The sequence below is a fragment of the Enterovibrio litoreus genome (assembly GCF_045679545.1).
Taxonomy (GTDB): Bacteria; Pseudomonadota; Gammaproteobacteria; order Enterobacterales; family Vibrionaceae; genus Enterovibrio.
The window spans coordinates 1609752-1635422 of the sequence record NZ_CP166194.1 but is presented as its reverse complement, the minus strand read 5'-3'; the positions used below and the strand labels follow the sequence as shown (position 1 = coordinate 1635422).

Annotated in this window: 22 protein-coding genes; 11 read left to right on the top strand and 11 right to left on the bottom strand. The window is 46.4% G+C overall.

Going from position 1 to position 25671, the window contains the following annotated elements; genetic code table 11:
- Positions 1-27 precede the first annotated feature (27 nt).
- On the top strand, positions 28-510 hold the full coding sequence (locus AB8599_RS07190; RefSeq protein WP_407333060.1) for a YajQ family cyclic di-GMP-binding protein: 483 nt from the start codon (positions 28-30) through the stop codon (positions 508-510).
- Between the two features lie 93 nt (positions 511-603).
- Entirely contained in the window at positions 604-1137 is a 534-nt protein-coding gene (locus AB8599_RS07185; protein ID WP_407333059.1) for a dihydrofolate reductase family protein, read from the top strand.
- A 106-nt stretch (positions 1138-1243) separates the two neighbouring features.
- On the opposite strand, the gene AB8599_RS07180 is transcribed toward AB8599_RS07185, so the two are convergent.
- On the bottom strand, positions 1244-3589 hold the full coding sequence (locus AB8599_RS07180; RefSeq protein WP_407333058.1) for a helicase-related protein: 2346 nt from the start codon (positions 3587-3589) through the stop codon (positions 1244-1246).
- Positions 3590-3861: 272 nt separating this feature from the next.
- On the opposite strand from AB8599_RS07180, the gene AB8599_RS07175 reads away from it, so the two are divergent.
- The 4 genes from AB8599_RS07175 (at position 3862) to AB8599_RS07160 (ending at position 9202) form a co-directional block, all read left to right on the top strand.
- Positions 3862-5553, top strand: a complete 1692-nt coding sequence (locus tag AB8599_RS07175; protein ID WP_407333057.1) for an NAD-dependent malic enzyme — start codon at positions 3862-3864, stop codon at positions 5551-5553.
- Positions 5554-5681: 128 nt separating this feature from the next.
- The gene (locus tag AB8599_RS07170; RefSeq protein WP_407333056.1) at positions 5682-6344 is read left to right on the top strand and encodes a vancomycin high temperature exclusion protein; all 663 of its coding nucleotides are present in this window, start codon (positions 5682-5684) and stop codon (positions 6342-6344) included.
- 202 nt (positions 6345-6546) lie between these two features.
- Positions 6547-7917 (top strand): SLC13 family permease, encoded by a 1371-nt coding sequence (locus AB8599_RS07165; protein ID WP_407333055.1) that lies wholly within the window; start codon positions 6547-6549, stop codon positions 7915-7917.
- 193 nt (positions 7918-8110) lie between these two features.
- Positions 8111-9202: a ketoacyl-ACP synthase III gene (locus AB8599_RS07160; protein WP_407333054.1), complete on the top strand. Its 1092-nt coding sequence runs from the start codon at positions 8111-8113 to the stop codon at positions 9200-9202.
- 62 nt (positions 9203-9264) lie between these two features.
- Here AB8599_RS07160 and AB8599_RS07155 read toward each other — a convergent pair whose 3' ends face one another.
- The 4 genes from AB8599_RS07155 to AB8599_RS07140 all read right to left on the bottom strand — a co-directional run bounded on the left by AB8599_RS07155 (position 9265) and on the right by AB8599_RS07140 (position 12980).
- Entirely contained in the window at positions 9265-10542 is a 1278-nt protein-coding gene (locus tag AB8599_RS07155) for a GGDEF domain-containing protein (protein ID WP_407333053.1), read from the bottom strand.
- Between the two features lie 191 nt (positions 10543-10733).
- On the bottom strand, positions 10734-11645 hold the full coding sequence (gene nagK / locus AB8599_RS07150; RefSeq protein ID WP_407333052.1) for an N-acetylglucosamine kinase: 912 nt from the start codon (positions 11643-11645) through the stop codon (positions 10734-10736).
- A gap of 153 nt (positions 11646-11798) precedes the next feature.
- Positions 11799-12515: a tRNA-uridine aminocarboxypropyltransferase gene (locus tag AB8599_RS07145; RefSeq protein ID WP_407333051.1), complete on the bottom strand. Its 717-nt coding sequence runs from the start codon at positions 12513-12515 to the stop codon at positions 11799-11801.
- A gap of 120 nt (positions 12516-12635) precedes the next feature.
- On the bottom strand, positions 12636-12980 hold the full coding sequence (locus AB8599_RS07140; RefSeq protein ID WP_407333050.1) for a DUF3802 family protein: 345 nt from the start codon (positions 12978-12980) through the stop codon (positions 12636-12638).
- Positions 12981-13258: 278 nt separating this feature from the next.
- Between AB8599_RS07140 and AB8599_RS07135 the strand changes: the two genes are divergently transcribed.
- The 3 genes from AB8599_RS07135 (at position 13259) to AB8599_RS07125 (ending at position 17852) form a co-directional block, all read left to right on the top strand.
- Positions 13259-16549: an ATP-binding protein gene (locus AB8599_RS07135; RefSeq protein ID WP_407333049.1), complete on the top strand. Its 3291-nt coding sequence runs from the start codon at positions 13259-13261 to the stop codon at positions 16547-16549.
- A gap of 73 nt (positions 16550-16622) precedes the next feature.
- Positions 16623-17315, top strand: coding sequence for a DUF3334 family protein (locus AB8599_RS07130; protein WP_407333048.1), 693 nt, complete (start codon positions 16623-16625; stop codon positions 17313-17315).
- A gap of 69 nt (positions 17316-17384) precedes the next feature.
- Positions 17385-17852 carry a hypothetical protein gene (locus tag AB8599_RS07125; RefSeq protein ID WP_407333047.1) on the top strand — a complete coding sequence of 156 codons (468 nt, stop codon included), beginning with the start codon at positions 17385-17387 and terminating at the stop codon, positions 17850-17852.
- Positions 17853-18003: 151 nt separating this feature from the next.
- Here the strand turns inward: AB8599_RS07125 and fruA are convergent, their stop codons facing one another.
- From fruA to fruB, 3 genes are read right to left on the bottom strand one after another with little or no spacing between them, the layout of a single operon-like run.
- Positions 18004-19743, bottom strand: a complete 1740-nt coding sequence (gene fruA / locus AB8599_RS07120; RefSeq protein WP_407333046.1) for a PTS fructose transporter subunit IIBC — start codon at positions 19741-19743, stop codon at positions 18004-18006.
- Positions 19740-20708 (bottom strand): 1-phosphofructokinase, encoded by a 969-nt coding sequence (gene pfkB / locus AB8599_RS07115; RefSeq protein WP_407333045.1) that lies wholly within the window; start codon positions 20706-20708, stop codon positions 19740-19742. Before pfkB ends, fruA begins: the two co-directional genes overlap by 4 nt.
- Before the next feature lie 3 nt (positions 20709-20711).
- Positions 20712-21827 (bottom strand): fused PTS fructose transporter subunit IIA/HPr protein, encoded by a 1116-nt coding sequence (gene fruB, locus AB8599_RS07110; protein ID WP_407333194.1) that lies wholly within the window; start codon positions 21825-21827, stop codon positions 20712-20714.
- 263 nt (positions 21828-22090) lie between these two features.
- Here fruB and cra point away from each other — a divergent pair, with 263 nt between their 5' ends.
- Positions 22091-23071, top strand: a complete 981-nt coding sequence (cra, locus tag AB8599_RS07105; RefSeq protein WP_407333044.1) for a catabolite repressor/activator — start codon at positions 22091-22093, stop codon at positions 23069-23071.
- A gap of 248 nt (positions 23072-23319) precedes the next feature.
- The gene (locus tag AB8599_RS07100; protein WP_407333043.1) at positions 23320-23676 is read left to right on the top strand and encodes a YibL family ribosome-associated protein; all 357 of its coding nucleotides are present in this window, start codon (positions 23320-23322) and stop codon (positions 23674-23676) included.
- A 202-nt stretch (positions 23677-23878) separates the two neighbouring features.
- Here AB8599_RS07100 and AB8599_RS07095 read toward each other — a convergent pair whose 3' ends face one another.
- From AB8599_RS07095 to AB8599_RS07085, 3 genes are all read right to left on the bottom strand, one after another.
- A complete protein-coding gene (locus AB8599_RS07095; RefSeq protein ID WP_407333042.1) occupies positions 23879-24115 on the bottom strand; it encodes a lipoprotein in 237 nt (78 codons plus the stop codon).
- A gap of 14 nt (positions 24116-24129) precedes the next feature.
- On the bottom strand, positions 24130-24453 hold the full coding sequence (locus AB8599_RS07090) for a hypothetical protein (protein ID WP_407333041.1): 324 nt from the start codon (positions 24451-24453) through the stop codon (positions 24130-24132).
- Positions 24454-24596: 143 nt separating this feature from the next.
- A complete protein-coding gene (locus tag AB8599_RS07085) occupies positions 24597-25472 on the bottom strand; it encodes an aldo/keto reductase (RefSeq protein WP_407333040.1) in 876 nt (291 codons plus the stop codon).
- Positions 25473-25671: the final 199 nt, after the last annotated feature.

Genomic DNA, 25671 nt, shown 5'->3' with positions numbered 1-25671 from the left:
TAATTAAATAAACATCAGGATTACACTATGCCTTCTTTTGATATCGTATCGGAGATTGACAACGTTGAGCTAAAAAACGCCGTCGATAATGCCAAACGCGAACTTGCTACCCGCTTTGACTTTCGTAACGTGGACGCGAGTTTTGAACTCAACAAAGAAGTCGTAAAGGTTTCAGCAGAATCCGATTTCCAGGTCAATCAGATGATGGACATTCTGCGCGGCAACCTCGCGAAACGCGGCGTTGACGCCCGCGCGATGGAACCGAAAGACATGATTCACTCAGGTAAAAGCTTTTTCAGCGATGTGCATTTCAAAAACGGTATCGAAGCCTTAGTTGCCAAGAAACTGGTTAAGCTGATTAAAGAAGCCAAGATCAAAGTGCAAACGCAAATCCAAGGCGATCAGTTGCGCGTGACGGGCAAGAACCGTGATGACCTGCAAGCTGTGATGAAATTGGTTCGCGAAGCGGATATGGGGCAACCCTTCCAATTCGACAATTTCCGCGACTAATTCAAATCCTGATTTATTGCTGAATTGAGAAGCCATTTGCTAATCGAGTGAATGGCTTTTTTGTTTTTTTGAACCTGTTCTAGGAAAAAACCAATGACTAACATCGTTTATATTGCCACAAGCTTGGATGGCTACATTGCCGACAAAAACGGCAGTATTGAATGGCTTCACAGCATTCCTAATCCTGAGGGCTTGGATTTTGGGTGGGCTGAGTTCATGCAAAGTGTTGATGCATTGGTGATGGGCAGAAATACTTTCGAAACAGTCTGTGGATTTGGTATTGACTGGCCCTACTCCAAGCCCGTTTTCGTCATAAGTCATACCCTCAAGTGCATTCCCAAAGCCTACGAAGACAAAGTGTTTCTTGTATCTGGAGATATCAAAGAGATTGTCACCAATCTCAACAAGCAAGGCTATAAAACGCTTTACATAGACGGCGGTAAAACCGTTCAGAGTTTTGTAGAACAAGATCTGATTGACGAACTTATTGTCACTCAAATCCCTACGTTACTCGGTGGCGGCGCATCACTGTTTGGTCTGCTTGAGCAACCTCAACAATATACGTTGGTAAAAAGCGAAGTGTTGTTGAACGCCATGGTGAAAAATCACTATCGCCGCGTGCGTTAATCAAACACCTAAAATTAAGCGAATTCGATTTGACGAGTTCGCTTTTTAAACATTACATCAGAGTAAATTGCTTCACATCCGCTTGGCTACTCAATCTCAGATGCGGCTACTTAACATCGACAATACGGCTCGCTTTTTTGTACTTAACTCGCCATCCGTTCCACGAAGGTAACTCCCAACGTTTTGGTCCATCCTTCCGACCGCCCTGAACATAGTGAACAACCACCAGGCGTTTAGATCTAAAATATTCAACGTCGAGTTTTAACTCAGCCAAGGTAACCTGTAACGGGTATGTCCGAACAAAATCGTCAAACTCCCATTCAGGAATACCATCAAATTCAATATCGCTTGGGTCGATCAAGTCCATATCATCAACCGTTTCAATACCAAGCTCAGAAAGTGTCTGCTCAAGCCAAACCAAGACATCAACGACTGGCTGGGGTTTTTCAGCAACCAATGTTTGGAACAAATTCCAGTAAGTGATCTGATGGGATATGTGCTCGCCAACACCATTCATCAATTCACCGTCTAGAATCTGCTTAGCTATCGCGAGAAGTAAACTCGCGCCCTCGGCTTCACGTTCACATTTTTGGATGATTCGCCCCGCATATACTCGCTGAACCACATCAATCACTTTGCCCGTTTTTTCAATCTGCTCAGCGATTTCCAGCTCGCCCAAATCGGCGTGCACAAGCCATGAAAAAGGCACTGGCGCCATGCAGGTGGCGTACGATGTGGTTTGCTTTGCGCCTCGGCCAGCCAAGTGGAACTGATCAAAGACTAGCGCCGCTTGCGGTTCTGCGAGGAAATCACTATCACGGCTGAGTACCACTTCATTGACACCATTTCCAAACGCCTGTTGTCGCTTCTCTCGCCTTACATAAGCTAGCGCGGGTACAATGTCGATAACATTGCGCAAGAAGCTTTCTCGCTGGAATCGACTGGCAGCGTCCCATTGCGGCAACACCATAGCCTCCCTCAAAGACGCAGATAAACGCCTTGCTTCATCAAGTGCAAGCAGATCCACATCAATGTCTTCTGGCTGCTCACCGCGTAGCACAGCTATGGATGTGACAACGTCACATAGATGAGGGTTCCATGCTTTGATTTTTTCCAACGCTATCTCACCAGATCGACGCTTCCACACTGACATAGGCGTTTGCAAGATAGCGGCCAAATCACACATGGCTTCTCTATTCGCTTTCGACGACATACCAGAGATTAAGTGCGCAAATAAGGAATCAATTGGCAGTGGATAAAGCAATTTACCGTGCTCTGTCACCACACCTTTGTCATCAATTGCTCCCATTGCCACCAGTCTCGTCGTGGCAGACAGGAGTGATTTTTCGGGCAAAGGAGACAGAAACGAGAGTTCCTTCAACGTGAATCCGCAACACGCGGCGGCTAACATGGTCTCAATCAAGTCTTCGCGTTCAAGTTCTGGCGGTGTAAACGCTTCTAACGGCGCATGCTGGCCATAAAGTCGCTCGCAATAGCCCGACGCAATTCGCCCTGCTCGGCCTGCCCGCTGTTTAGCGCTCGCTTTTGAAATTGAGTGAAGCGCCAACGCTGTTCGACCATTACGTTGATGGGTGCGCCTTTCCATTCCCGTATCGATGACGGTCACAATGCCAGGAATGGTTAGTGAGGTTTCCGCTACATTGGTCGCCAACACAATACGTTGATTGTCGCTTTGGTTCAGAGCGTGTTTTCGATCAAGGTCGGAGACAGAAGCATGAAGTGGAATAACATCAGCACCGAGTCCACTCAGCGCCGAACGGCAAAGATTGATTTCTTTTTTGCCCGGAAGAAACACCAGCAAATCACCGCCGCGTTCTAAAGCACGTTCCACCAAGGTTTTTACTCTTGACTCAATGTGCTTGCCCGATGGCATCATTTGGCTGTCTAAGGCATGATGGGAGATCGTGACACCGTAACTCTTGGCATCCGCTTTAAGCATCTCTGCATGAAAATATTGGCTGAGTTTGTCACTGTCTAACGTGGCGGACGTGATGATCAAGCGGTGCTTGTTAAGTTTATTGAGTAACGCTGCCAGTAAATCGGTTTCTGCACGCCGTTCGTGGAATTCATCAATCATGACCACATCGAACTGAGCAAGCTTATCCTCACTGAACCAACGAAGCACGACGCCAGGGGTCGCAAACACAATCTGAGATTGATCATTAAAGCGATAATCAAATTTGATCGCATACCCAACTTTTTCACCTATTTGCGCCCCGAAGCTTTCCGCGACAAAGCCCGCTAGTGATGTGCAAGCGACTCGACGAGGCTCTATGACCAACACTCGGCCAAGTTTCGACGCCCAAACAGGTAAACGCGTCGATTTTCCCGTCCCTGTGTCGGATTGAATAATCACATTATTTCTGGATAAAGCGAGTTCGACGGCGTGTTGAATGGTGTCAATGGGCAGTGTAATGATCGATTTGTTCATGAATTCGTCATGTAGGCGTTTGAATTTCTATGCGGGTAGTGTACCTCAGAATGGTTCACACACACCGCCAAACGGGTATATGTGTGGATATCCACCCCGCTAATTTGTGGCAGGTCACTGTTTCAGAGTACGAGGGGTCGCTTTGTCTAAAATGATCTTGAACGTCCAAGGTTAACACCACTACACTGCATTGATGGGGAGTGAATTCCCTTTTCTCTAAACACTTACCCTATTTTAATCATGTCTTCTGAAAGAATTGAGTTGTCTTCTTCATGCATAATCAAAAACGTCCTCTCTACATTCCTTACGCTGGGCCCGCGCTGCTAGAAACGCCGCTGTTAAACAAAGGTAGCGCGTTTTCTGTTGAAGAACGGATGTTCTTCAATCTGGAAGGTCTACTTCCCGAAGCTATTGAGTCGATAGAAGAACAGGCTGAGCGAGCTTATAAGCAATATCTGCGTTTCGAAAACGATATGGATAAGCACATTTACTTGCGTAATATCCAAGATACGAACGAGACCCTGTTCTATCGTTTGGTCAATAGCCACATCAGCGAAATGATGCCGATCATATACACCCCAACCGTGGGTGCAGCCTGTGAGAATTTTTCGGAAATTTACCGTCGTGGTCGCGGCTTATTTATCTCTTACCCGAATCGCTACCGCATAGATGACATGCTCAACAACGCCTCCCGTCACAACGTAAAAGTTATCGTTGTCACCGATGGCGAGCGTATTCTTGGTCTGGGTGACCAAGGCATAGGCGGCATGGGCATTCCTATTGGTAAGCTTTCGCTCTATACCGCATGTGGCGGTATCAGCCCTGCGTATACGCTCCCTATCGTGCTAGACGTCGGCACCAATAACCCACAACGCTTGTCTGACCCGATGTACATGGGCTGGCGACACACGCGCATAACCGGTCAAGAATATGATGATTTCATCGAAGAATTTATCCAAGCGGTTCAACATCGCTGGCCTGATGCGCTGATCCAGTTTGAAGATTTCGCGCAAAAGAATGCGATGCCAATCCTCGAGCGCTACAAAGACCGCGTCTGCTGTTTTAACGACGACATTCAAGGCACTGCCGCCGTGACTGTTGGTTCATTGATCGCGGCATGTAAGGCTGCAGGCAACAAACTGTCTGACCAGCGTATCACTTTCCTTGGCGCAGGCTCTGCCGGCTGCGGTATTGCAGAAGCGATCATTGCTCAAATGGTATCTGAAGGGATCAGTGACGAAGAAGCACGCCAACGCGTGTTTATGGTCGACCGCTGGGGTCTATTGATTGACGCCATGCCAAACCTGTTAGACTTCCAGCAAAGACTGGTGCAAAAATCATCAGCGATCAAAGATTGGGAGTTAGCTGACCAAAACATTTCACTGCTTGATGTTGTGAAGAACGCTAAGCCAACCGTTTTGATTGGTGTTTCTGGTGCGCCAGGTCTGTTCAGTGAAGACGTGATAAAAGCCATGCACGTGCATTGCGAACGCCCGATTGTTTTCCCGCTGTCTAACCCGACCAGCCGTGTTGAAGCTACACCTTTTGATATCCTACGTTGGACCAATGGTGAAGCGCTGGTTGCAACGGGTAGCCCGTTTGATCCTGTTGTTCTGGACGGCGGTAAAACCTATACCGTTGCACAATGCAACAACAGCTATATCTTCCCTGGTATTGGTCTGGGTGTTCTGGCGACAGACGCAAAACGAGTCACTGATGGCATGCTAATGGAATCAAGCCGCGCATTGGCAGAGTGTTCACCGCTCGCAAAATTCGGTCGTGGGCCACTACTGCCGCCACTTGAAGAAATCCAAGCTGTATCACGATACATTGCCCTTGCTGTAGCAAAGAAAGCAATAGAAGAAGGTGTTGCTCTGGAATTGACGGAAGAGGCGTTGCAGGAACGCATTGATGCTATCTTCTGGAAGCCTGAGTACCGCCAATACAAACGTACATCCTTCTAACGCCAAGCCGTTAAATAACTGCAAAAGAACCGCCGTTTTCCGTCGAGATACGGCGGTTCTTTTTGTTATTTTGCTTTATTTGGTTTAACCTTCTGGTTCCTCACTGATTTTGTGCCTTTCTGATTGTGATGTCATTTCGAAAAGCGTCGATTGCTGTCTTCATTCTTCTCATTATTTCGCTTCTCAGTATTGCGGCGATGGATCTCTGGGTCTCTTATCAAGCAAAAGACCGCATTTACGCATCTATCGACGACACGCCTTCTCGCCACATTGGGCTGGTATTGGGCACAAGTAAGTACATCGGAAAGACACTAAACCCATTCTATACCTATCGGATAGAAGCGGCTCAACGCCTATATCTCAATGATAAAGTTGATGTGCTATTACTGAGTGGTGACAATGCGCATCGCTCATATAACGAGCCCTGGACGATGAAAAGGGACATGCTGAAAGCTGGTATTCCCGATGATCGCATCTTTCTTGACTACGCGGGATTCAGAACGCTTGATTCGATCGTTCGCGCCAAGAAAGTCTTTGATGCCGACGAGTTCACGCTCGTGACACAGGCTTTTCACTGCGAGCGCGCATTATTCATCGCCGATTTTTACGAAATAGATGCTATTTGTCTGGCCGTACCTAGTCCAAAAGGGTTGGCTGGTTTGAAAATACGCGCACGTGAAATACTGGCTCGTGTGAAAGCCGTACTGGATATCTACATTTTGAACGAGCAACCTAAGTTTCTCGGCCCTAAGGAAACCATTCCCACAGAAACACTTTCTAGCCCCGAGTAACATATTGTCACAATCCTCGCCATTAAGTGGGTGGAAACCTACCCATTTCAAATTCATGCCTTCGCAGTTTTAAACATTCAAGCAACATCTTGTTAATGATGTGGTTTGGCGCTCTCTACGAAATCATTTTGTTGGGCAATAATGCAGTCGAATTCAATTCAAACAATAACAACTACCCTACATATTCTTAGAGGAAGTCGATATGACAGCATTAACCCTTGCTTTCAAAGATTGGCTGTTTAACAAAAATAGCCTGATTCTTTTAGCCAACATTGCACTTTTTGCCATTCTGATGAACGTCCTGCCTTATGAAAAGGATGTTGTTATCGGATTAAGCCTGCTCGTTTTCATCGCCGTACTTTGGCTCACAGAAGCACTGCATGTGAGTATCACCGCTCTACTCGTGCCTGTGCTTGCGGTTGTTTTGGGCGTATTTAACACCCCTGCCGCTTTGGCAAACTTTTCAAACCCCATTATTTTCCTGTTTCTGGGTGGTTTTGCCCTTGCAGCCGCGCTTCACACCCAAAAACTAGATCAGGCTATTGCTGATAAAGTACTCGTACTCGCTAAAGGAAAGATGAGCGTGGCGGTGATGATGCTATTTGGCGTCACCGCTGGTCTATCAATGTGGATTTCTAACACAGCAACGACGGCAATGATGCTGCCTCTGGTACTTGGCGTACTGAGCAAAGTGAACGCAAAATCTGAGCGTGGAACCTACGTGTTCGTGCTGCTGGGCATTGCATATTGTGCCAGTATTGGTGGCATCGCGACCATTGTTGGTAGCCCGCCAAATGCCATTGCTGCTGCAGAAGTTAACTTAAACTTTGTTGAGTGGATGAAGCTTGGTGTGCCTATCTCTCTGACCTTGTTGCCGATCACTATCGGTTTGCTTTATATGCTCACTAAACCAAACTTGAACCACACCTTCGAATTGGATCACAAACCCATTGAGTGGACCAATGCGCGTCGTCTAACACTGGTTATTTTTGCAGTGACTGTGTTTTGCTGGATTTTCAGTAAACCCATCAATCAAATGCTCGGTGGTCTGAAAAGTTTTGACTCATTGGTCGCGATTTCTGCCATCATCCTTTTAGGTGCATCACGTGTCGTCAATTGGAAAGATATCGAGAAAACAACGGATTGGGGTGTATTGCTTCTATTCGGTGGTGGCTTATGTTTAAGCAACATCCTAAAAGTGACAGGAACCAGTGTGTTCTTGGCGGAGGGATTGAGTGGTTTCCTTTCATCGGCAGGCATATTCTTTACGCTGTTGGCAGTGGTGGCATTTGTCGTATTCCTGACTGAGTTTGCAAGTAACACAGCAAGTGCGGCTCTTCTGGTACCCGTATTCGCGACAGTTGCTGAAGCACTAGGCGTATCGCCAGTGATTCTGTCAGCATTGATTGCAGTAGCAGCTTCTTGCGCATTCATGCTACCTGTTGCAACGCCACCAAATGCCATTGTTTTTGCATCAGGTCACATCAAGCAATCAGAGATGATGCGCGCTGGTATTTACCTGAACGTCGTTGCCATTATCGTACTCTCTATTTTTGCTTGGCTGTTCTGGTAACAAAGGCTCGTTCTAAACGGTCAGCAACCTACCCATTACCTGTTTATTACTTATCTACTGCATAGTGGCCTTCGGGCCACTTTTTGTGTCAAAGTCGGAATGCCGCTCTTGTTCACAGCGCAGAGTGCGCTATTTGTTTCAGCCATATAACAGCGGTACACTGGCATCAGTTAACACACAACAAGAGACTCTCATGCCATTTGCCGAAATTACTGGCTGGGGAAAATGCTTACCTCAGGCAGAACTCACCAACAACGATATAAGCACCATCATTGACACTTCAGACGAATGGATCTCCTCTCGCACGGGTATCAGCGCAAGGCGTATCAGCCATGTGAATACGTCCGATATGGCAACGGTTGCCGCTAAACATGCTTTAGCATCTGCAGGTATTGAAGGCGCGGACGTTGATTTGATCATCGTCGCCACTTGCTCTCCCGACACACTTATTCCCAACATTGCCTCTAAGGTTCAGCTTGAAATCGGTGCAAAGAAAGCTGCCGCATTCGATCTCAATGCAGCTTGCACTGGCTTTTTGTATGCATTAGAAACCGCGACGCGAATGATTCAAGCGGGTGCATACCAACATGCTGTCATCATTGGTGCTGAGCGTTTAAGCTGGTATCTCGATTGGAGCAAACGCGACACTGCTGTTCTGTTTGGGGATGGCGCAGGCGCCGTTGTTATCAGTAAAACCGATAAAGAAGTCGGTTTACTCGAAGCGCAGCTTGGCTGTGATGCCGAAGGCAGAGACGTTCTCGCCATTCCTGCATTTGGCACCGCAATGCAGCGCTTTGAAGAAGACAGCGGATATTTCAGTTTTAACTTTGTTGGCCGTGAAATTTTCAGACGTGCCGTAAAAGGGATGGGGGCTGCTGCCAGTGCCGTTCTTGGGCGCGCCAATGCGACAGCCAATGATATTGATTTGGTGATCCCTCATCAGGCCAATAAGCGCATTATCGAGGCGCTTTGTGATCACGCAAAAATCCCGTTGGACAAAGCGTTTATTAATATTCACAAGTATGGCAACACGTCGGCTGCGACCATCCCTATCGCATTGTGTGAAGCGGTTGAAGAAGGCCGAGTCAAACCAAACAGCACCCTATTAATGGCGGCATTTGGAGCAGGTCTGACTTGGGGTGCAGGTGTGATACGTTGGGGTGATCGCACTTCGCCAATCAAGGTGTCGGATGCCGTACTTCCTGAGCCAGAAACATCAGCTCTTGGCTTGCTAGAAAATGCGGTTAAACACTGCAAAGCAAACGCTGAAAAAACACAGCAGTAAGCAGCGCACCACATAGAAATAAGAATGAAATAAAAAAGCAGCTTATCATCGCTGCTTTTTTGTTAGACAGTTATCAGTGTTTCCGAAAACACTTCTACGCGATTCCTGCCCTGTTGTTTAGCTCGGTACAATGCATCATCAGCGTCCGCGATCATTGCAGCGATACTGGCCTCTCGCATAGAAGACACGCCAATACTGCACGTTAAGGGTTCACCATGAGCCCATGATGAGCACTCAAAAGCCGCGCGAATTTTCTCAGCCAAGAAAGAGGCTTGAGCCAAGTTTCGCTTGGGACAAAAAATCATAAACTCCTCGCCGCCCCAACGCACGACCACATCGCGAGAATTCGCCTGCTCCCTTATAATTTTCGCTGCGTTTACCAACAATTTATCGCCCATGTCATGACCATAGGTATCATTTACACGTTTGAAATGGTCGATGTCCAAACACAACACCGTGCAACTTCTGTCTTCCCTCGATGTAATGTGCATCTCGAGTTCTTGATAGATGTTTAAACGATTCCGTAAGCCAGTAAGTGCATCGGTAGTCGCAAGCACGGACAAGGTTTCACTTTTTTGCTTCAAGGCCACATTGATCGCCCTTAAGCGATCCGCGCGTGACCGCTCTAGGTTATAAATACGTCTACTCTGCATGTATTTAACCGTTAAAAGCACCATGATCGTAAATAGCCAAGTAAACGTGATCCCTTGAAAAAGCTTGGACTCGGAAAGCATCGCCCCGTCAAAACGGATGCTTTTTATAACGAGTTCATGCTCACCTAACACAGCAGCACTGCCTGTTGCTATCTCTATCAAAGAGATGTTATCCAGCTCAGGACCTGCATGTTCAAGGGGGACATCAAGATCTGAAATCCACCAAGAAAGCACCTGAAATGCTTTTAGTGGAAGCACATATTCCGACATCAACACACTAGGATTGTATTCAAGCCCATTAAACTTGAGCGATACGGGGTCATCAATGCGAGAATAATCAGGATTGAAGTTTCTCAAGTAGACACGCAAGCGCTGATTTGGCTCTGGCGATTTGTAAGCTGCGCTAATCACCATCGAATGGTAATGCGTTAAATCAATGCCTTTCGCTGCATCCGCACTTAAGCTGACCGCCACTTCACAAAAAGGCCATTTGTATCCTGAACCCAAATTGCAGCTAAGAACAACATGCCCATTCTCATCGAGCGTGACCGTGCCTTGAGTATCTCCCCCCATCGGGGTGTCATCAATATATCTAAAGTTGAACTCTGTTGGAGATACCGTGTATGTAGAGCGCGCACCACCAGCGTAAAACCAAACAATGATGGCGAGAGACAAGAATAGAAGCACAAGGAGTACTAGAAGGGTTCGTGAAGTGTTCTGTTTTAAAATCACCTGATCAACTTATCCAATTCCTATTGATACAACTCAGATAACTTAGGGAAGTATTCCTGCCATTACGCCAAATATTCGTTCCATTATTTTGTATCAAAAAAGGCACCGACCAATCAGGTGCCCATTCGCCCCAAACGCCGTCCTTCCTAGCGTTGGATATTCAAAAATGCAGCGCCACGCACGCCGCCAGAGTCACCGTGTTTGGCTTTCATGATTTTTGGCGGGTTGGCAATAGAAAGTAGGTGCTTAGGAAGACGCTTAGGCATTTCTTCATAAATGGTATCGAAATTCGATAGCCCACCACCTAGCACCACTACATCTGGGTCAATGCCGGTAAACAAACCCGCAAAAACCATAGCTAGCATTTCCATGTAAATGTCGACGAATTCGACATCACGCACTTCGCCTGCTTTAAAATCCGCAATAATATCGACCGCTTTTTTCTCTACGTCATGAAAATGCGTGTATAGCATTTCAAATCCGCGTCCTGAGAGGTAATTATCGATACAGCCTTTCTTCTCGCAACCACATTCAAAGATCGGTGCATTCTTGCCTAGGTGCAACCAAGCATCAATGGGCATCCGCATGTGGCCAAGTTCACCCGCAACATTGTTCTTCCCAGAAACGACTTTGCCATCCAAAACGATCCCGCCGCCAAATCCCGTTCCTAGAATCAAGCCAAGAACAACCTTTTCACCTTGAAGTTCTTCATCCCACGCCTCTGAAAGCGCAAAACAGTTTGCATCATTGTTGAGCGCGACAGCACGACCAATTTTCGCTTCAAGATCAGCACGTAGTGTTCGGCCCTTCGCCGCTGGCACATTCACCGTTAGTACTGTGCCATCTTCGGCTTTTTCAATACCGGGAATGCCAAGCCCTACTGTGCCTTCACAGCCAAATTGTTGGTCATACTTCGCCACTAAGCCTGCGAGTGTCTCAACCAGCAACTCATAATTATCACCTGGGGTTGGCACGCGCTCTGTTGCTTGGCGTTTCAAATCACTATCAAATGCGCCGAACTCAATTTTTGTGCCGCCTACATCAAAGCCGTAATACATCCTTTACTCCGTTGTTCCTAATAGCAAAATCGTTAATCTGTTTGAATTATCCCTGTTTCAAACGTTTCTTAATGTGACTAAAGACAAAGTAACCCTTCGTATCACCTTTTCCGCGCTACAACTATGCGAAGTGAATCGCAAACCCTTGCCAAATCAGAGGACACGAACTTCTCTATATTTATCAAGCGCTCTGGGATCTGGCAGGTTACGCTGTTTCTTTCCTGTCAAATAGTGCTCTCGGAACACATCAAACCAGGCATCCAAACAATGGGACGCTTTGATATCTCCTGCAAGTGCAAGCACTTGTGCCGCAACTTCTGCTGTCGCAAGCTGGCCTTCACCGTTCGCTTCTCTCATCTGATATCGCGATTGCGTATCAACTTGAATACTTAAAACCGGCACATCGTCTAGCCAAGGACTTTTGCGGAATATCTTTTTCGCTTCCTGCCAAGTGCCGTCAATCATGATAAATAGCGGACGTTTGCCTTTTTCTATCACAGGCCGAGTCACAACACGACCTTCACTGGCATACTGTGCAGGGAACACCACAAATGGTTGCCACATGGGGTCATTAACCAACGCGACCATCTCTTCATTGGGGCTCTTTCTGGACCAAATATACGCATAGGTATCTTCAACGATATCTGCGATCAAACGCCCAGTATTGCTTGGCTTAAGCACCTCATCATCATACATGACAAGGAGAAACCCTGAGTTTGTCTGCAAGGTTTGTCTTTCTTCACAGATGCACAGTCTTTTAACGACCATACAGTGAATACAACGAACAACACTGGCCCCTCGCGCACGAAATGGCTTTGTCGATTGTGCAAGCCTCTGATCGTAGAGTGTGTGAATGGCGTGAGGTTTCATGGGGTGCGCCCTAAAAGAATAAAGGCGCATTTTAATCGGAGAAGAAAGCAGTGCAACCACTTGTTAGCACTAAGAGACTAAACACAATCCGCTTAGTGCTGGATATCATGACAGAAAGGTTCAAACACACTCAGAAACGGCGGCATCAAACAAGTTTTTAACCAGACCAATATACTCTTCAATCACATTAATTTGAGCGAAGGTAGGTTTTTGATTCCAAACAGAACTTAAAATCTCTTCTAAGTCTGCAACCACTTTATCGGCTTCGCTCATAACAGCAAAACGCAGCGTTTGAGGCATGTCTTGGTTTTGATCACAAACCGCCATGATTTGGCTAACGACAAGTTCATGCACGAGATCATCGATTGTTTCAGAGCCAACTCTATCGCCGGGCTCTAAAAAGGTGGCTAAGTTTTCAACGAAATATTCAATTAATGCGGCATAGCCATCTGACTCAACAACCATTACTAACTCCAAAGCAAGACTTCATTCGACCAAGTTTATTGCCCTGTCATGAAAATTGAAACCAAATTATTAGCCATATGTCACTTATTTGAGTCATAGTGCTCACGGCATAGTCGGGCATTACTACATTATAAGTTCATTGGCGCATTACCTCATTGCGACGCGTCTTTTCATCGAAATTGGTTAACACTACTAGCTCAGAAAAAGCCAAGCCATGAACCAATAAACCTAGGCTTGCACTTAATGGACAAGAATGTGCTATTCATCAAGGATTTATGATGTCAGAGAACCAAATCCAGCGTGCGAATCAATTCCCTTTTTCAAAAAGTATCGTAGGAAAAGTTGGTTTCATCATGGCAATGATGACGCTTTGCGCCATGTTGCTCTCAGTTTCTACCTATGTAATGCATGACAGTGCCAGCACCGATACAACAAACACCAGCCAATTAGAGATCCCCAGTGCTCTGCTCTCGGTTTCCATGCTTCGTTTTGTCGGTGAAATGAATCGTAACATGCTCAACTATGCCCTGGGTGAGGTCGACTCGCTCGACACCTACTTCAAAAACAAAAATAAATTTGAAGTCTCCTTGAATGAATTGAAAAAAATTCACGGTGCTAACACCAGTAAACTTCAACAAATTAAAACCAACTACGACGCTTTCGAAACGAAAATTGATAACGAAGTAATCCGTCAATACGATCCACAAAGAGAAAAGTGGGCCACAAAAGAGAAGCGGTTAATGAAAACGGCACTCGCACCTGAGCTTAATCGAGCGATTGCGGCGCTGCTGACCATAGATGACAGTCAAGAAATACCGACAAGCATTGAAAGTCGTCGGACTATTTGGCTAATGAGTGAAGATATTGAAGACATGATCTCTTCTTTGTTCTTCTACCTAAACGGTGACGTTAGCCAAGTTGAACAGTTCAACGAAAATGCGGGTCTCTTTGCTCGCTATCTCAGCCAATTAAGAGAGGCATCGGTAAGTGAGCAAACAGCATCTCAACTCGATAATATTGAAAGGCTCACCAAGGATCTCATTGCACGAACAACACGAATTTTCAACGAGTATGACCCACTGAAGAAAGATGACGCGATAGATGCCCTTAAGACCATCAACAATAACGAATACAAAACGCTTGAAACATCTCTCACTGAGTTCTCACGCGAGACCAGTTTTAGTGCAGCCAACTCTATGGCAAATCTACATAAAGTTCTAAAAAACAATCAGATATCATTTTTTGGCCTCTTTGCAATCATGTCCTTGGTCAGTATTGCATTGACGGTTTACATCTACAAAAAGGTGACGCAGCCCATCGCAAGGTTGGCAGATACCATGCGCAATCTGGCTGATGGTAATACCGAAATTCCGATTCTCTACAAAGATAGACCTGACGAAGTCGGCCAGATATCTCACGCCCTCAGTTCGTTTCGTGATCACATCATTTCGCGGAATCAGGCCAGAGAACAACTGCTCTATCAAAAGGAATTGGCGGAGTCAGCATCAAAAACCAAAGCACAATTTCTTGCTGCAATGAGCCACGAGATACGAACACCGATGAATGGCGTTATCGGGATGATTGATATTCTTCGTCGTTCAAAATTGGACGCGACGCAAATGGGGGTGGCAACGACAGTGCGTGATTCTGCCCTCTCACTGCTTTCAATTATTAACGATATTCTCGACTTTTCTCGTATCGAGGCGGGAAAAATGCGAATTGATGAAGTTCCCCTGTCACTGCGAAACATCGCAGAACAAGTTATGGACAATTTAGCGACAGAAGCTGCGGAGAAAAACGTTTCTTTAACACTGTATGTCTCCCCGTCCGTCCCAACGTCTCTGAGTGGTGACCCTACCCGCATAAGGCAAATACTGTTTAACCTGATCGGTAACGGAATCAAATTCTCAGGTGGTCAACCGCATCGAGGTGAAGTGCAGGTTTGGATAAAAAATCAGCAAGACGAAAAAAACTGCTCATCCATATCCATCGAAATTCGAGACAATGGCATTGGCATCAGCCAAGACAAACTCAAAGCTATTTTTAAACCATTTACACAAGCTGAGTATTCAACAACTCGTCGCTACGGTGGTTCAGGGCTAGGGCTCGCTATCAGTCAAAATATCGTGTCGCTTATGGGCGGGCGTATTGTCGCAGAAAGTGAAGAAGGCATAGGTTCAACATTTACTGTTAGCTTTGCACTCTCTTTAGCCGACAATATCAATACCCCCGTCAGTTGCAACATTGACCTTCTGCGTAAATCAGCTGAAACCCTCAGCGGCATCATCTGCGTCAACACACTTGAAAATGGTGCACTAAAAACCAGTATCGATAACTATTTGCAGCAGTTAAACATTTCCTGCCACAGCACATCAGTCGACCTACTGCATCAGATGAAATTTGAGCGCGATGATGTAAGGTACGTGTTGATATGCCGCGATTATTTGCAAACCAAGCAGTTAATGCCGCCGGTTTTGCCGTCGAACATTGACATTCGTTACCTCGAACTCGATATGAAGCTTCCCGTTCATCGCTATGGCGGCATTGATGTGTTTGCTATCTATGCCTCACCACTCAAATTGTCAATGTTACTGAGTGGCTTGCGTATCTGTGTAGGACTTGAAAGCCCTGATTACCCCGCACTTGATACCCGCGCTAGGGAAGCATTCATTGAGCGCACTGACCAAGAGCACGGTACTATTTTGGTCGCAGAAGACAATGTCACCAACCAAACCGTGATCAATAAACAGCTGACCTACCTCGGTTACAAAGTCGTCATGACCGCTGATGGGTTAGAAGCGTTGCGCGCCTATCGCAAGCAGCCATTTACTTTGGTATTGACCGACTGCCACATGCCAAATATGGATGGATACGAGCTCACTCATGCTATTCGTGCCATCCAAAAAGAACGCAATGAGTTTGTCCCCATCATTGCGTTAACAGCAAATGCACTTGTTGGCGAAGCTGAGCGATGCATCGACACGGGTATGAATGATTTTATTGCTAAACCAGTAGAAATTGATGTTATACAAAAGGTACTGAGAAAATGGTGCAGCAAAAGCCGACCATTTGAAGACATAACACTGCCAAGCCCCACTGTATTTAGTGTCTCTGATCCTTTGATATCAGAGACCACAAGACCACAAATCGTTCACGCCAACAACGAGATAAAAGATACGCCACTACAGCGGATTGAACTGGAACCCAGCGTGCTCCAAAAATTATTTTGGGGAGACAAAGAGACATACGCAGATGTTCTCGATGAATTCGTAAAACACTGTGTGCCCGAGTTGAGTGACTTGGCGAAGACACAAGCCCCTTACGATTTTGATCAGATAAAAGCCAGTGCGCACAAACTTAAAACGTCATCACGGAGCATTGGCGCTTTTCATCTGTCTGACTTGTGCGTTTCTCTGGAACAAAGAGCAGAAGCAAAAAGTGAAGAAATAAAATCGTTGATTTCGGCCTTAGGTGAGCAACTCGATGGAACCATCTCTGCCGTTGAATCTAAACGCAACGAACTAGCAGATGAACTCAAACATGAAAATATCAGTACACCTGACGCTTGAGAATTCGGCACTTTTACCAATTTGGTGCCACACTTGACGAGATAATTCCACAAAACGTACGAGAGAGTCTTTTATGAGAAAAACAAAAATTGTCACGACGGAAGATATTCTACTTAAACTCTGTCAGTCCGTTACTGCCGTGCTCTCTAAAGCCACGGATTCACCGGTTCACTACTCTGCAATGGTGCAGAAAATCACAAAAACCAGCCTGAAACCAGATTTTGGGTGCTTTGTATTGTTTGACGGCGGCTTTTCTGGCCTTGTTGTGATCAATTTTGACGCAAAAGCAGCGCTTGAACTCTACAAGAAGTACATGTCTCACATGGGTATTCCAGAGGAAGAGCTAGCCACCCTCCACACATCTGATGAAGTGGCAGATGTACTTGGCGAGCTAATGAACCAAATCGTGGGTGATTTTACGGGGAAAGTGAAACGTTCACTTCAAACCAACATCACCCAAAACCAACCAAAAATGATGGCTATTAACAAAAACATCAATGTCACTGTTGATAGCAACATCGATCGCCCTCAGGCGCGCAGAGTAAGCTTCAGCACAGAAGAAAATAATATTTTCTATCTCGAGCTATCTATGGAAAGAACAGAGTTCATTCAGCTGGAAGAATTTGAAGAAGCAGAAGAGCTTAGTCCTGATGATATCCTTGAAACGGAAATCGCTAAGCAGCTCGAAAGCAAAGAATCCAAAAAGAAATCCTCGAAAAGTCCCCAACAAGAAACAAATTCTCTGATGGACGATCTCGGCATTTGATGATTACCCGAGTCATTTGATGGCGGCGAGAATTGCCGCCCGCTCCATAACGGGCCAAGGAGCAAGGACATGGACGCCGAAAATATTTGGTTTGAACAGATTCAAGCTTGGTATAGCGATGGTATGAGTAACGGTATCAAAGGGCTTGAAAACCTCATCGCCAATTCGCCTGCAAGCCTTTTTGCACCACCTATCGATCAAGCGCAAAGCGATGCTATCGCCTATTTTGTCGATGGCTGCATTAAGTTACAACGTCACTATGAAAGTGAAGGACGTATAGACGAAGCCTACAATTATCTGCAGTTTTGCTATGCAAAACTTCAAGGTATGGCCTCACATGCTGAGGTAGAAAAGGAAGTCAAACGCTGGAGCTTGAAGAAACTCGATACGCTGATAGTGGCGATGATGGAGTTCTGCCAACAGCAGCAAGACAGTGCTTGGGTAAAGGAAAGTGAGCTTCTTGTTGAGCTTCATGTCGCTTTCATGCAAGGGCAAAACGGCCTCAACCTCTATCAATCTCACCGTTCATTTCGTTAAGTCAGTGATCTGAACAGCCTCAGGATCAGGTTGCTTGGGGTGGGATTACTGACGATACAAACACAAAGAGTCGGCACTTTAGCCGACTCTTTTACTTTTCTTTCGCTTTGAAACTTATTCTGTTTCTGTTCTGCACTCACTAAACATCAGTTTAGGCTTGCTGCGCAATAGCCTGCGTCTCTTCACTGCGTTTAAGCGCGGCATACAGCACGCCTGTTACCGCTGTACCTGCGGCGATTGCGCCTAAGTATAAAAGCACTGGGGTGATCGCATTCGGAATGAAAAGGACGAAAATACCGCCGTGAGGCGCCATCAGTTTTGCACCCACCAACATGGACAAAGCCCCTGTTAGCGCGCCACCTGCCATACAGGCTGGGATAACACGCATTGGATCACGCGCTGCAAACGGAATGGCACCTTCAGAGATAAAGCACATGCCAAGCACAAATGATGCCTTGCCCGCTTCACGCTCCTGCGATGTGAATTTGCTTCTTGCCAACCACGTGGCAAGACCCATCCCCATTGCAGGCACCATGCCTGCTGCCATAACTGCCGCCATCGGCGTATACGTTTGAGAAGCCAACAGACCCACACCAAAGGTATATGCTGCTTTGTTCACTGGACCACCCAAGTCAAAGCACATCATCGCACCAAGAATCACACCTAGTAGTACGGCATTGGTGGAACCCATGCTGTTCAAAAATTCGGTTAGGTTGTTCATGATGCCAGCAACTGGGCCACCAACAACAAAGATCATCACTAGGCCGGTAATAAGGCTTGAGACCAATGGAATAATCAGTATCGGCTTCAACGCCGCCATGGAGTCAGGTAGTTCGAGTTTGTCAGCGATGAATTTTGCCGTGTAACCCGCTAAGAAGCCCGCGACGATACCGCCAAGAAAACCCGCGCCAGTTGAACTGGCCAACATGCCGCCAATCAAACCCGGTGCTAAGCCCGGACGGTCGGCAATAGAGAAAGCAATGAAACCTGCCAATACTGGGACCATGAGTGCAAATGCACTCGCGCCACCGATTTCCATCAGCGCTGCTGCTAGGGTGCCTTCCTCTTTAAATGCTTCGATACCAAACACAAAAGAAAGCGCGATACATAAGCCACCAGCAACAACCAATGGCAGCATGTGGGATACACCTGTCATCAAGTGTTTGTAAGCACCTGAGCGTTCATTCTTATTCGTATTATCGGATTTCGCGCCCCCGTGCTTGTATACTTCAGCTTGTTCAAATGCATTGCTAAGTTCTTGCTTGGTTTTCTTAAGTGCTGCACCTGTACTGGTGCGGTAAACACGCTTGCCATCAAAGCGCGACATATCCACTTCGATGTCTGCAGCTAAAAACACCAGATCCGCTTGCGCAATCTCTTCTGCCGTCAGTTGGTTTTTGGCGCCAACAGAGCCTCGAGTTTCAATTTTTACCCACATGCCTTGCGCTTTGGCTTCATCTTCCACCGCTTCCGCGGCCATAAAGGTGTGTGCCACACCCGTTGGGCACGCGGTAATGCCGACGATACGTTTTTGCGCTAAATCAGGCTTTTCATCCTCAATCTCTGGCGCGATATCTTTGTGAACATAAATTTTCGCGTTTGATGCTGCGCTTTCAATCAATTGCGTCGCATTGCCGTAGCATTCATCCAACGCGGCCTGATAAACCTTTTTGCCTTCGAAGCGAGCCATGTCAGAAACAGGGCCGACGGCAATAATCACGTCTGCAGATTCAATGTCCAACACAGAGACTTTCTGTATCGCCTTTACAGTGTTTTGGCATTCAATAACCGCTTGCCATTTCAGCGCTGCCGCCGCTTTCTCCAGCATACCTGCCGCGATAATGGTATTAGCAATACCACTTGGGCACGATGTAATAATGACCGCTTTCATCTTTCTACCCCTGTTCCATGATGTATTTTTAACTGTTTGACACTAATTTCGTTTTGCAGCGATTCGACCTGAGAAATATCCGATACGCCGACATTAATCTGTGTCACGGCTAGCGCGGAAAGCGCCGTCGCAAAACTGAGTGATTGCTCTTTTGTCCATTGATTGAGTTCGGCCCAACACATGCCTGCAACCAATGTATCCCCTGCGCCAACGGTGCTGACAACATCCATTCGAGGGGGCTTACTGGCCAACCACTCGCCGTCACTACACCACAACACGCCGTCTGCACCTCGAGAGATCACGACATTTTGAATCCCAGTAGCCGCTAATGCAGAGCCGGCATCCATCAAGGATTTGTCATCAATTAGCTCTCGACCAGCCCACTGTGAAAGCTCTTCGTCATTCGGTTTTACCAGCCAAGGAGAGGCTTTTAGACCCTCAACAAGTGCCGCATTGCTACTGTCAAAGAAGACCTTTTTGCCTTTCTCACGAAGAGCCGCGATCCAACCGTGTAAGTGAGCGGGTGTAACACCAACAGGAAGACTGCCAGCAATCACGAAGAGATCATTGGTTTGAGCCAATTCGAATAAGGTATTCTCGAATGCCTGCAAGGAGGCAGCATCAACCGTGACACCAGGGAAATTCAAGTCAGTGACACGTCCGGTTTCTTCCACCAGCTTCACGTTGATACGCGATGCACCTGACACACGAATAAATTTATCTTCAATGCCGAGTTGCTCAAACAGGTGGGCAAACGGGTCTTGGTTGTCATCGCCTAGAAATCCCGTCACCGTCACCTTCGCACCAAGCTCTGCAAGTACCTTAGCGACATTCACACCTTTGCCACCCGGGTTGAGGTTTGACGAATTAACTAAGTTAACGAATCCCGCGTTGAGTGTTCCCATGCTGCCAGTCATATCCAGTGCAGGGTTTAGCGTTACTGTTACCACGCCGTAATTTTTCATTTATTAGCCCTCACCCAAACCATTAGCAATCGCTTCGCCAATCGCGTCTATGGCTTGCTGCGCATCGTCGCCATCAGCCGTAAACTCCAGTTCATGGCCGTGCTTGACGCCCAACGCGATCACTTTCATCAAACTTTTGGCATTCACCTGCTTGCCTCCAGCGCTGACATTGGCAACCCAAATTTGTGAACCGAATTTTTTAGCAACACTCACCAGCATTGCACCCGGTCGCGCATGTAAACCGTGTGCATTTTTGATTGTGAACGTCTGACTAATGCCAGCTTGGCGAACTTCAGTCAGCACTTTGACCACCTCTTCAGCAGAGTTCGCAAACACATCGCTGACTTTGCCATTAAAAAGGAGTCCACTGAGGTTATTTAGGATTTCAATGTGTTCCGCACCAGAGGCAGCAACAGTGATCAGCCCTTTTACAGGTTTGCCTTCTTCAACAAAGGGGGTTTGCACCGATATGAAAGACAAAGCAGGTTGATTAACGCCCTTTGCTGATGAAGCAAGCCACAACCCCTGCCCTAGATGCATGGCAGGTTTTGCGAGTAAATCCGCAATGTAAGCGTCATTGACCACGGCAGCATTTTTCAATTTACCCGCAGTCACCGCGAGTAATGAGATCAAATCAGAGGCTGGGAAATCTAGGGTGACTACGGTGCTATCAAAAAGAAGCCCTTTTTGGTTATCACCTTTCAGTATCGCGACCACATCATCCGCAGAAGAAGCACCTTTCAGCGCCTCTTCAACACCATCGGCTGACAGCACACGAGTCAGTTGTTTTAAAATGCCCAAGTGCTCGTCAGATTTAGCAGCAATGCCAATAGCAAGGTAAACCGTGTTGCCATCGCCCCAATCAACACCGTTAGCAAAATGATGGATCTGTACGCCAGTTTCTTTCACCAACGATCGCGTGTCCGTGGTGCCGTGCGGAATAGCAATACCATTGCCAAGAAACGTCGAATTTTGGGTTTCTCTCGCAAGCATGCCTGCTTCGTACCCTTCAGCAACGAGACCTTTAACCTCCAAGTCCTTAGCAATCTCTTTGATCGCTTCGTGCTTGTTGATCGCGTGCTTCCCTAGAAGAATATCGTTTGGTGTCAGTTCCAACATTTTGCCTACCTCTGCCGTTAGGTGAATCATGGTCACCGGCTTCTATATGCCTTGTTCATCGTTTCAATCTAAAGCTGAATCGTTTCAGCTTTGAGGGCAAAAAACAGGTTTCGCGCACATTTCTAAACATGCTGAAACCTTTCAGCTATTGATGCTGAATCCTTTCAGCCTATAATGCAAAGAATGTTGATGATCCAATTTACGTTTTTTGATCACGCCCACAACTTTTTTGATTGCGTGCACGACTATGGAAGTGAATAACCATGAAGCTAGATGAAATTGCAAAGTTGGCGGGCGTTTCTCGTACCACCGCAAGTTATGTGATCAATGGGAAATCGGCCAAGTACCGTATTAGCGAGCGCACGCAGAAAAAAGTCATGGCCGTGGTGAATGAACACAACTATCGTCCCGACCATGCGGCTAGCGCACTGCGCGCAGGCACAAGCCGTTCGTTTGGCCTAGTGATCCCTGATTTAGAGAACACAAGTTACGCCAAAATTGCCAAGCTTCTTGAGCGAGATGCAAGGCAAGCGGGCTATCAACTTATCATTAGTTGCTCAGACGATAACCCCACTACCGAAGTCCAAGTGGCTAACACACTGCTCAGTCGAAAAATTGATGCGCTAATTGTTGCTTCATCGCTGCCTGCTGACAATGACTTCTACCCTGCTATTCAAGCTTCAGGCACACCTGTTATCGCCATTGACCGAGCATTGAATGATGAACATTTCGCTTGTGTTATCAGTGAAGATCTCGAAGGTGCATTCGCCCTCACTGAAAAGTTGCTGCAAGAAAACGTAAAATCGATTGGATTGATCGGCGCAGTGCCCGAACTTGGCGTATCAAAAGAGCGCGAACAAGGGTTTCTCTCTGCCGCAAATAAAGCTGGTGTTGCCACACAGGTGATTCACGGAGACCATTTCAGCCAAGAAGAAGGCAAGCGGTTGATGCTGTGCTGGTACGAGAATAGCCTGTTACCAGATGCCGTGGTCACCACGTCGTATGCCTTATTTGAAGGTGTACTCGACGCGATTCTTGTACACCCCGACATGGCTAACCACACGAAATTTGCCACTTTTGGTGACAACCGCATGCTCGATTTCATCCCGATGAAAGTACAATCTTTGCCGCAGCAGTTTGAGCTGATCAGTGAGCATGCGTTGGAACTCGCCCTTAATGCTATTGCAGGACGCTATCAACAAGGCGTGGAAGTGGTACCAAGAAAGCCGAAGTGGCGTAGTTAATATCGTCAAAATAGTGAATCTAGCACTTGATCGAAGCACCAATGGTGCTTCTTGCGTCAACTTTTGGCGTGCTAAACAAATTGTATTGCTAGAGAAATCGACATCATTGACGTTTAAGATCACATTTATCGCAAAAGACAAAACACTTGCTGGTATACTCCCCGCATTAAATAAAAGACAGATCGACATCCTAAAACAGGCTTTATCATAAAGGCACCTGAAATAGGCATGTTCAAAAAGGCAGGGCCATGAATTTAAAAACCACAATACAAGATGACAACAAGCAGCTTGATTTTTGTCGCCGTCAGTTAGACGTTGCTAACTTGACGAAAAACCACGAAGACATCGCGAAGCTGACAGCTAAAATCAATGAACTAACGCTTAGCATCGCACAAGCAAAAGAACAGCAAAAAACGCAATTGAGTGCAAAAGCACAAAAAATTGTCGCGTTGAAATTTCATCGTGTTTTATCTAAAACTGAACAAGCTGACATGGGCAAATTGAAAAAATCTGTGCGCGGTTTAATGGTGGTTCACCCTATGACGGCTCTGGGTAAAGAAATCGGCGTTACAGAAGTGACAGGCTACGCACACAAGCCTTTCTAATCGTCCCCTTCATTTGCTGTGAGAATCTATACACCATGCTGGATTCTCACTCACTTGACTCGCTGAGTTCAAACCTTCAAGACAAACAATCTCCCCTCTCGGGCGTTACCGTTTTCGCCCCCTTTGAAATTAACAGCTAAACCAAACAAAAAAGCGCCAACTCTCGTCAGCGCTTTCAAAAGCTTGTGTAGCTATCGATCATTTATTTGGCGATGTTAAAGAACGCACCGTCCTTGCAAGTAAAGGTGTAGTATTTTTCGCGCTCCATGTACTTCTCGAAGCCTTTGCCTTCACAGTAGGTCGCATTTAAGTCAGTGGAAATGTTCAATCGACTATCAACGACACGCTGATCAGGGTTTGGCATGGATTCCGCCGTTTCAATTGAAGAGCAGCCTGCCACTGAAGCGGCAATGACCGCCATCATCAATATCTTTTTCATTTTTTATTCTCGCTTTATAAAACGTAATTGGAACCATCGTTACAAGAGAGTTTGACTTCACCAGCTTGGCTCGACACGAAATCGCGAATGCCCATGCTTGAGCAATACACCCTATCCATTTCGACTATTTCATCCAAAGAAATGTCACCACGGATAACGTAGGAGTTGCCGCTATGGCACATAACACGTAGACCGTCAGCTGTTTGTGAGAATGCTTTGGCGCTGTCGCTATGGCAAAGCTTTATCGCCGCTTCAATACGTTCATCAACCGGATCCGGTGACGATGAGCAAGCAGCAATCGATAAAACAAACCCTAAGGTTAAAATTGGCTTAATCATTAGGCTATTTCCATCTTTTCTTTATTGTCCGCCGTGACGACATCACAACATATTCAATACATTAGCACAGCCTAACTGAAGCATGTATCCCCTTCACAATATTATCTACCCGAACCACATGAAGATGCTGCTTTAGTAGAATTTTACTTTGGTAGAAACAGCTGAAGGTTTGATCTAAGCCTTTCAGGTGTTGATGCAGCGGTGACGGGGGTTACTCCGTAATCAGCGATGATTTTCAATACTAATGCGGATGGCGTGGTACGGTTTTCTTCAGCCTGCGCTTGAATATCGTCATGCATGGCGCAGTTTAATAAGTTGTCATAGCTGTCTGGCAATTCGTCTGCCGATAGTTCGTAGCATCCATCAAGTAGTGGGCTATAACCAATGATCTCTGGCTTAGACTCTACACATCTCAATGCACCAAAAAGGTGTTCGTTAAGAATCACCTGAGGACCAAAGTCCGCTCCCGCATTTGGCGAAATAATAGAATATCGATATTGCGCATAGTCAAAAGGACGCAACTGATGTTGTGCTATCACATCAACCAGCTCTAACACTCTCGCTTCTCTATAATTTGAAATACCGAGTTGTCTGACGATTCCTTCATCCACCAAGAATGACAGCGCTTTCCAGGTATCAAGTAGCGGTGTGTTTAAATCGTCTACATGGGCGTACAACACGTCAATGTAGTCTGTATTCAGTCGCGTTAGCGTGGCATCCACTGAGCGCCTGATGTTGTCGGGAGAGAGACCGTCAAGTTTGTCATAGGTGAATCCATCAACCGATTGTGCACCGATTTTGGTCATCACTTCGACCCGCTTTCGGTCTTTGCCTTGCAGCCATTCACCGATGACGGTTTCGCTTTCACCCCCAATGCCATCCGGGTGCCAACAGGCGTAGTTATTGGCAGTGTCGAGACGACGCCCCCCCATATCTAGAAAAGCATCAAGCACTGCAAAGCTGTCGTCTTTGTTGGTGTAGGTACCAAATTTAGCTGTACCTAAAATAATGGGAAACATTCTGCCACTCCCTGCACTGCTCACTCTCGCTGCTGAGGGCGAGAAAGGCATGTTGCACTATTGTTAAGTTACATATTAAACATAGCCTTTGTCTGTCTTTAGAACCATTATACGAAGCCAGATTCATTCTAATCTCCGTCTAAAACAACAAATAAACACGAGTTACCGTGAGGCAAAGAATTGCGATAGCTGAGAGGTG

What these genes read in the sequence shown, in the direction of transcription:
- fruA (WP_407333046.1), bottom strand. Translation starts at nt 19,743, where the DNA reads ATGAAAGCGGTCATTATTACATCGTGCCCAAGTGGTATTGCTAATACC.
- AB8599_RS07140 (WP_407333050.1), bottom strand. Translation starts at nt 12,980, where the DNA reads ATGGTTGTTGAGTCAGATGGCTATGCCGCATTAATTGAATATTTCGTT.
- AB8599_RS07190 (WP_407333060.1), top strand. Translation starts at nt 28, where the DNA reads ATGCCTTCTTTTGATATCGTATCGGAGATTGACAACGTTGAGCTAAAA.
- AB8599_RS07135 (WP_407333049.1), top strand. Translation starts at nt 13,259, where the DNA reads ATGTCAGAGAACCAAATCCAGCGTGCGAATCAATTCCCTTTTTCAAAA.
- cra (WP_407333044.1), top strand. Translation starts at nt 22,091, where the DNA reads ATGAAGCTAGATGAAATTGCAAAGTTGGCGGGCGTTTCTCGTACCACC.
- AB8599_RS07170 (WP_407333056.1), top strand. Translation starts at nt 5,682, where the DNA reads ATGTCATTTCGAAAAGCGTCGATTGCTGTCTTCATTCTTCTCATTATT.
- AB8599_RS07180 (WP_407333058.1), bottom strand. Translation starts at nt 3,589, where the DNA reads ATGAACAAATCGATCATTACACTGCCCATTGACACCATTCAACACGCC.
- AB8599_RS07145 (WP_407333051.1), bottom strand. Translation starts at nt 12,515, where the DNA reads ATGAAACCTCACGCCATTCACACACTCTACGATCAGAGGCTTGCACAA.
- AB8599_RS07090 (WP_407333041.1), bottom strand. Translation starts at nt 24,453, where the DNA reads ATGATTAAGCCAATTTTAACCTTAGGGTTTGTTTTATCGATTGCTGCT.
- AB8599_RS07165 (WP_407333055.1), top strand. Translation starts at nt 6,547, where the DNA reads ATGACAGCATTAACCCTTGCTTTCAAAGATTGGCTGTTTAACAAAAAT.
- AB8599_RS07185 (WP_407333059.1), top strand. Translation starts at nt 604, where the DNA reads ATGACTAACATCGTTTATATTGCCACAAGCTTGGATGGCTACATTGCC.
- AB8599_RS07130 (WP_407333048.1), top strand. Translation starts at nt 16,623, where the DNA reads ATGAGAAAAACAAAAATTGTCACGACGGAAGATATTCTACTTAAACTC.
- AB8599_RS07125 (WP_407333047.1), top strand. Translation starts at nt 17,385, where the DNA reads ATGGACGCCGAAAATATTTGGTTTGAACAGATTCAAGCTTGGTATAGC.
- AB8599_RS07100 (WP_407333043.1), top strand. Translation starts at nt 23,320, where the DNA reads ATGAATTTAAAAACCACAATACAAGATGACAACAAGCAGCTTGATTTT.
- AB8599_RS07095 (WP_407333042.1), bottom strand. Translation starts at nt 24,115, where the DNA reads ATGAAAAAGATATTGATGATGGCGGTCATTGCCGCTTCAGTGGCAGGC.
- AB8599_RS07085 (WP_407333040.1), bottom strand. Translation starts at nt 25,472, where the DNA reads ATGTTTCCCATTATTTTAGGTACAGCTAAATTTGGTACCTACACCAAC.
- AB8599_RS07175 (WP_407333057.1), top strand. Translation starts at nt 3,862, where the DNA reads ATGCATAATCAAAAACGTCCTCTCTACATTCCTTACGCTGGGCCCGCG.
- nagK (WP_407333052.1), bottom strand. Translation starts at nt 11,645, where the DNA reads ATGTATTACGGCTTTGATGTAGGCGGCACAAAAATTGAGTTCGGCGCA.
- AB8599_RS07160 (WP_407333054.1), top strand. Translation starts at nt 8,111, where the DNA reads ATGCCATTTGCCGAAATTACTGGCTGGGGAAAATGCTTACCTCAGGCA.
- fruB (WP_407333194.1), bottom strand. Translation starts at nt 21,827, where the DNA reads ATGTTGGAACTGACACCAAACGATATTCTTCTAGGGAAGCACGCGATC.
- pfkB (WP_407333045.1), bottom strand. Translation starts at nt 20,708, where the DNA reads ATGAAAAATTACGGCGTGGTAACAGTAACGCTAAACCCTGCACTGGAT.